This window comes from Methylophaga sp. UBA4204, from assembly GCF_002379485.1.
Taxonomy (GTDB): Bacteria; Pseudomonadota; Gammaproteobacteria; order Nitrosococcales; family Methylophagaceae; genus Methylophaga.
The window spans coordinates 71,426-77,363 of record NZ_DFTU01000036.1 but is presented as its reverse complement, the minus strand read 5'-3'; the positions used below and the strand labels follow the sequence as shown (position 1 = coordinate 77,363).

The following is a 5,938-nucleotide window of genomic DNA, read 5'->3' as shown; positions in this document are numbered from 1 at the left end:
GAAGCCGCTTCGGGAAGGATAAATGGTAACGTCATCAGGCTTCTGGTGGCAGTGGGTGTGGCAGTAGGCATCACTATCGGCGTCCACCGTATTATATCCGGCGACTCAATTCACCATTATATTATCGGCGGATATTTAATCGTTATCGTACTCACCTTAATCGCCCCCAAATATATTGTGCCGCTGGCATATGACTTAGGTGGTGTGACAACCTCAGAAGTCACAGTGCCTTTGGTGACGGCACTGGGTATCGGCCTTGCAACCCATATTGAAGGTCGAAACATTCTGATGGATGGCTTTGGCTTAATAGCCTTTGCCTCAATCTTTCCAATCATTACCGTCATGCTCTATGCTATTACGATGCATTTCATGACGTCATTGCAAAGGGTAAACCCATGAAGTTTTCTGTTCTTGTTGCAATTGTTCCCGAAGAAAATGAACAGGCTGCGATTGATACCGCCAAGGATCTCGGTGCCGGTGGCATAACCGTCATGTCAGCCCGGGGAATCAGTAATAACGTCAAAAAAACCTTTTTTGGTCTGAGTTACGATGGCAGTCAAAGTGTGTTGCTGATGGTATTGGAAAAAGGCCTGTCATTACAGGTGCTCAAAGCCATTCAAAAAATTCTGATGCCGGATAATCAGGACTCCAAAGGTCTGGTATTTACTCTGCCATTGGAGCATCTGGCAGGTATCGATACCTCTCAGGTTGAACAATTCCAGCAACATTTACGAGATTCTTTCTAACCCTCAAGGATGCCACCAATGCGATTAGTTAAAGATGTCATGATTACTGATGTAGTCACCATTTCACCCTTTGCCAAAATGCGTGAAGCATTAAGCCTGATGAAGCGCCATAAAATAAAATCGCTGGTCGTGGATAAGCAGAATCAACACGATGCCTTTGGGTTAATTACCTACTCGGATATTCTGAAAACGGTTATTGCTGAGGAAGGCGATATTGATTTGCTGAATGTGTATGACATCTGCGCCAAACCGGTTATAGCCGTTGGGGAAGAATTAGCGATTCAACACGTTGCCACGTTGATGACAACGCATCGGGTGAAACGACTCCTGGTAGTTCATAACAATGATTTGGTTGGTATGGTGGCGATGAACGACATCATGGAAAAATTGTTAAGCGAAATAGAATAAAAACTTAATCCAATAACGTGATGGCGCTGGGATGCTGCACAAACAGACTATATTGATCTCCTCGTTTGGACATCCAGCCACGGACTTCCAGTGACTTATTCAAATACGACCCCAATGGCGGGAACAAATCCTGCTGTTTCTTCGCTATCCTCAGACTCGCTTTGTCATTAACTTTTAATATCCAATAATCCCTGGTCTGTGAGCGTGATTTAGCAGTTAGAAGCCATCGTTGCCAGCCAAGATAGGCTGTTTCAGTGAGACTGGAGACTTTGCGGGGCTGATAATGTTTATCTCCCCAGATACCCTGCTGTTGTTTTATTGCCTGTCGTTGGGCGGCAATCAATTGATCTGCATACTGCAGATTAGGGGGCTTTAGAGTCAGTGCAGCCAATCCCTTTTGTAACAATTTTTCATTGATAAAGTCACCGTCCGGTGTCCATGCATACGCGAGCAACCGATCATAACGATCGCGTTTTTCGGTATCGTACTGCAGATAGACCTGGTTTTCTGATAACTGTTTTTTTAACCAATCCCTCGCTTCAATGCCGCCTGGTTCGGCTTCGCGATAACGAGAACTTATTTCCGGGGTATTTATACTGAGTAATCTGACCCGCTGATTATTTTCCAAAACCAAAGTATCGCCGTCATAGACCCGTTTAACATTAAATAAATAGCGATTTGAGCTGGGGGTTAACTCAACGGTTTCCGCTGCTGGATCTGCAGGTTGATCAGAAAATATCTGTCGTCCATGGTCATCTGTCCACTGATAAATTTCTGTGGCGCTTACGGTACCAATTAGCCAAAACAGTAAAAAAACAGAAGATAAATATCTTGCCATGTCAGCTCAGGCTGTAATGCAAAACGATGCTGATAAAAATAACTGCTCCCACCCAATTATTGTTCAGAAAGGCTTTTAAACAGGCATGGCGTTCACGATCTTTACTAAGCCATAACTGGTAAACAAATAACACCGCAGCGATTGCTAACCCAATATAAAACAGCATTCCAAACTGCAACTGCAATCCAATGAACAACAGGATCAACAGATACCCGATTTGTAACATACCTTGTATTAATAAATCTTTCTGTCCAAACAGAATGGCAGTGGATTTCACACCTGCTTGCAGATCATCCTCACGGTCGGCCATGGCATAGAAGGTGTCATACATTGTTGTCCAGATAATATTGGCCACAAACAACCACCAGACAATAGCCGGCAATGCGTTGGTCTGGGCCGCAAATGCCATCGGAATGGCCCAGCCAAATGCCATGCCTAATACCAGCTGCGGCAGGTAGGTAAAACGTTTCATAAACGGATAGACCGCGGCCAGTAATACCGCCACCAGCGATAGTGCTATCGTGAAAGTATTAAGCAACAACACCAGCATAAACGCGAATAAGGCTAATACCACAAACGTCAGTACTGCCTGTTTTGCCGATAATGCACCGGTTGCCAGCGGACGATTCTCAGTACGCCACACCTGACCATCAATATGCCTGTCGGCAAAATCATTAATTGCACAGCCAGCCGCACGCATCAGCACAACACCAGCGATGAAAATCAGCAGTATCTTAATATCCGGCAGGCCACCAGCGGCAATCCATAATGCTGTCAAGGTGGGCCAGAGCAACAATAAAATGCCAATAGGCCGATTCATTCTGGTTAATTGCCAGTAAGGGCGTAGTTGTGTGGCTAAATTTGTCATCAAGACCAGTCCTGATTCGGTAAAAATATTTCACAGACCAGTAAACTATTCTCAGCAAAATAAAAACATGACCGTCTTGCCCACATTATTGAACTATCGTTGAGTTCATTACTGCTGTGTTTTGCCAATTCAAACAGGCTTTGTCCTGAACGCAGACTGGCCACTTCAAGTGGGCCGCGTTTAATCGCCGGGTCAGTAAACAAGATTTCACCCAGAGAGCGATTACCCAGGTGATGAATATGCAGGTGTGCCTGCAATGCCTGATAACTGGCGCGCGGCACAATGGTGCGGGCAAATACGCGTGGCTGATCACCATCGCGTAATATCACCTCTCGGCAATAGGCATGTTCATATAACGGCTGTTCAAGCTTCAAAGCTTCTTCTGTCAGAGGTTTTTGCCAACCGGTTTGCTGCAGATCCACTTTGAATTGCTGCTGACTGGTCTGTTGCAGACGCAGCGTTAACGATCCTTTGTCCGTTAACCATCCAGCCAGTTCGCCTGGTAGTTTTGCAGTTGGCGCGGGATGCCAGTGTGTTTGGCTTTTTAACATTGATTCTGGTGACTCATACTTGTCCGAAGTTCAGTTTGGTACCAAACCAGCGTTGAATTAAAGGTGTGACGTTTTCCGGATAGTGCTTTATTAAAGTCTCAGCCGCTTTGCTGACCGCTGGCAACAAATCCTGATCAGCCAGTAAATCGGCCACCCGAAACTGGGGCAAACCGGTCTGCCTTGTTCCCAACACTTCGCCAGGACCACGAATTTCCAAATCGCGCTGGGCAATAACAAATCCGTCATTGCTTTCGCGTAAACAGGCCAGCCGTGCCAAACCATTTTCCGACAGCGGAGGATGGTACATCAACACACAATGACTCTGCACCGTGCCACGCCCTACCCGGCCACGTAATTGATGTAATTGTGCCAGCCCCAGACGTTCAGCATTTTCAATCACCATTAAACTGGCATTGGGCACATCAACCCCAACTTCAATCACCGTAGTCGCCACCAGCAAATCAATTTCACCCTGTTTGAACGCCTGCATCACCTGTTCTTTTTCAGCTGACTTCATTCGGCCATGCACCAGTGCAATCCGTAAGTCAGGCAACGCCTGTTGCAATTGTTCAGCAGTATCTTCCGCTGCCTGACATTGTAAATGCTCAGACTCTTCAATCAAGGTGCATACCCAGTAAACCTGACGTTTTTGCTGACAGGCCACATGAATGCGCTCAATTACTTCCTGGCGACGGTTATCGGCCACCACCACGGTGGTTACCGGTTGCCTGCCAGGCGGCAGTTCATCAATTATTGATACATTCAAATCAGCATATGCTGTCATTGCTAATGTTCGGGGAATAGGGGTAGCGGTCATCACCAATTGATGTGGCAGGATATCCACCGCTTTACCTTTATCGCGTAGCGCCATACGCTGATGCACGCCAAACCGGTGCTGCTCATCAATTATCACCAGACCCAACCGATTAAACGTCACTTCATCCTGAAATAACGCATGGGTGCCAACGGCAATATTGATTTCGCCTGCAGCCAGCGCAGCAATAACCTGTCGACGCTGTGCTGTTGTTTGCTTGCCAGCACACCAGCCAACCTCGATGCCTAACGGCTCAAGCCAATTACGAAAGGTCTGATAATGTTGCTCTGCGAGTAATTCGGTGGGCGCCATCATCACTGCCTGATAGCCACTTGATACTGCCATTAATGCTGATAAAGCAGCTACCACTGTTTTACCTGATCCGACATCCCCCTGCACCAGCCGCTGCATCGGAATATTCTGTTGCAGGTCGTTACGGATCTCTGTGATAACCCGTTGCTGAGCACCGGTTAACGGGAATGGTAGCCGTTGTAAAAACGTTTCACTGAAACTATCGGCTTCAAACATAGGCGCTGTATGTTGCTGAGTGCGATAGCGGATTTGACGCATACTGAGCTGCTGAGCCAGTAATTCTTCAAATGCCAGGCGTTTCTGTGCCGGATGTTCACGAGCGATTAACTGACCGACATCACTATCGGGCGGAGGTAAGTGAACGTATTTCAAGGCTTGCGTCAGATCAAAATGAGCCACTCTGGGATCTAACAATGCTTCTGGTAAATAGGATGGCATGGCTTGCTGTTCCAGCAATTTGATTGCCTGATTCAACAGTTTCCGCCAAGATAATTGATGCAGCCCTTCTGTTGTCGGATACACCGGCGTTAAGACTTCATCCACAGCAAATGGCGCCTCACCCTGAATTATCTGATATTCAGGATGCACCATTTCTAGCGCTGATGGACCACTGCGCACTTCGCCAAAGCAACGAATACGTTGCCCACGAGCGAGTTGCTGTTGCTGGGTTTTGGAAAAATGAAAGAAGCGTAATACCAGTGCACCGGTGCCATCACTGACATGGCATAGCAATGAACGACGCCGACCGAACTTAACCTGACTGAGCTGAATAACCCCTTCAATCAGTTTTTCCTGTTGTGGTCGCAAACTGCCAATTGGCATTAAACGCGTGCGGTCCTGGTAACGCAGAGGCAGATGAAACAGGAGATCCTGAATATAGCGGATCCCCAGTTTCTCCAGCTTTTCAGCCAGTTTTTCACCGACACCTTTCAGTGAGGTGACCGGATCAGTTATGGCCAGTTCAGTCACCTGCTACGGCCACTAATATAGTCGGGTTTAAGCGCCTAGATGCAAAATAGCATCCATTTCTACCGGCACATCTTTGGGTAAAGAGGCTACGCCAATTGCTGCACGAGCTGGATAGGGCTGCTGGAAGTAATCGGCCATGATTTCATTGACGGTGCCGAAATGGGCTAAATCGGTGAGATAAATATTCAGTTTAACCACATCCTGCAAACTGCCACCTGATGCCGCAGCAACCGCTGACAAGTTATCAAATACCCGGCGAACCTGAGTAGCGAAATCGCCTTCAATCACTGTCATGGTTTCCGGTACCAGTGGGATTTGACCAGAAAGATAAACAACATCACCAACTTTTACGGCTTGTGAATAGGTACCAATAGCTTCAGGAGCATTGCTGGTATGGATAATTTCTCGGGACATAAAAACTCCGGCTAAGTC

The 5,938-nt window shown here is 46.9% G+C and carries 8 protein-coding genes; 3 read left to right on the top strand and 5 right to left on the bottom strand.

The window, feature by feature from the left end; genetic code table 11:
• The 3 genes from B3182_RS05045 to B3182_RS05035 form a co-directional block, all read left to right on the top strand.
• Window positions 1-399: DUF1538 family protein (locus tag B3182_RS05045; protein ID WP_292751776.1), on the top strand; the 399-nt coding region annotated here is incomplete at its 5' end.
• Window positions 396-746 (top strand): P-II family nitrogen regulator, encoded by a 351-nt coding sequence (locus tag B3182_RS05040; RefSeq protein ID WP_292353585.1) that lies wholly within the window; start codon window positions 396-398, stop codon window positions 744-746. The genes B3182_RS05045 and B3182_RS05040, both read left to right, overlap by 4 nt.
• A gap of 18 nt (window positions 747-764) precedes the next feature.
• Window positions 765-1,154, top strand: coding sequence for a CBS domain-containing protein (locus tag B3182_RS05035; RefSeq protein WP_292353584.1), 390 nt, complete (start codon window positions 765-767; stop codon window positions 1,152-1,154).
• A gap of 4 nt (window positions 1,155-1,158) precedes the next feature.
• Here the strand turns inward: B3182_RS05035 and B3182_RS05030 are convergent, their stop codons facing one another.
• The 5 genes from B3182_RS05030 to B3182_RS05010 are packed head-to-tail and all read right to left on the bottom strand — an operon-like array spanning window position 1,159 to window position 5,920.
• Window positions 1,159-1,992 (bottom strand): thermonuclease family protein, encoded by an 834-nt coding sequence (locus tag B3182_RS05030; protein ID WP_292353583.1) that lies wholly within the window; start codon window positions 1,990-1,992, stop codon window positions 1,159-1,161.
• Between the two features lies 1 nt (window position 1,993).
• On the bottom strand, window positions 1,994-2,860 hold the full coding sequence (gene ubiA, locus B3182_RS05025) for a 4-hydroxybenzoate octaprenyltransferase (protein WP_292751773.1): 867 nt from the start codon (window positions 2,858-2,860) through the stop codon (window positions 1,994-1,996).
• Complete coding sequence (locus tag B3182_RS05020; protein ID WP_292353581.1) at window positions 2,860-3,411, bottom strand: chorismate--pyruvate lyase family protein; 552 nt, start codon at window positions 3,409-3,411, stop codon at window positions 2,860-2,862. Before B3182_RS05020 ends, ubiA begins: the two co-directional genes overlap by 1 nt.
• A 13-nt stretch (window positions 3,412-3,424) precedes the next feature.
• A complete protein-coding gene (gene recG / locus B3182_RS05015) occupies window positions 3,425-5,506 on the bottom strand; it encodes an ATP-dependent DNA helicase RecG (RefSeq protein WP_292353580.1) in 2,082 nt (693 codons plus the stop codon).
• A gap of 27 nt (window positions 5,507-5,533) precedes the next feature.
• Window positions 5,534-5,920, bottom strand: a complete 387-nt coding sequence (locus tag B3182_RS05010; protein ID WP_292353579.1) for a RidA family protein — start codon at window positions 5,918-5,920, stop codon at window positions 5,534-5,536.
• Window positions 5,921-5,938: the final 18 nt, after the last annotated feature.

Bases quoted from the DNA above. Each gene is read 5' to 3' on its own strand.
- B3182_RS05035 (WP_292353584.1), top strand. From the start codon at position 765: ATGCGATTAGTTAAAGATGTCATGATTACTGATGTAGTCACCATTTCA.
- B3182_RS05010 (WP_292353579.1), bottom strand. From the start codon at position 5,920: ATGTCCCGAGAAATTATCCATACCAGCAATGCTCCTGAAGCTATTGGT.
- B3182_RS05030 (WP_292353583.1), bottom strand. From the start codon at position 1,992: ATGGCAAGATATTTATCTTCTGTTTTTTTACTGTTTTGGCTAATTGGT.
- ubiA (WP_292751773.1), bottom strand. From the start codon at position 2,860: ATGACAAATTTAGCCACACAACTACGCCCTTACTGGCAATTAACCAGA.
- B3182_RS05040 (WP_292353585.1), top strand. From the start codon at position 396: ATGAAGTTTTCTGTTCTTGTTGCAATTGTTCCCGAAGAAAATGAACAG.
- B3182_RS05020 (WP_292353581.1), bottom strand. From the start codon at position 3,411: ATGTTAAAAAGCCAAACACACTGGCATCCCGCGCCAACTGCAAAACTA.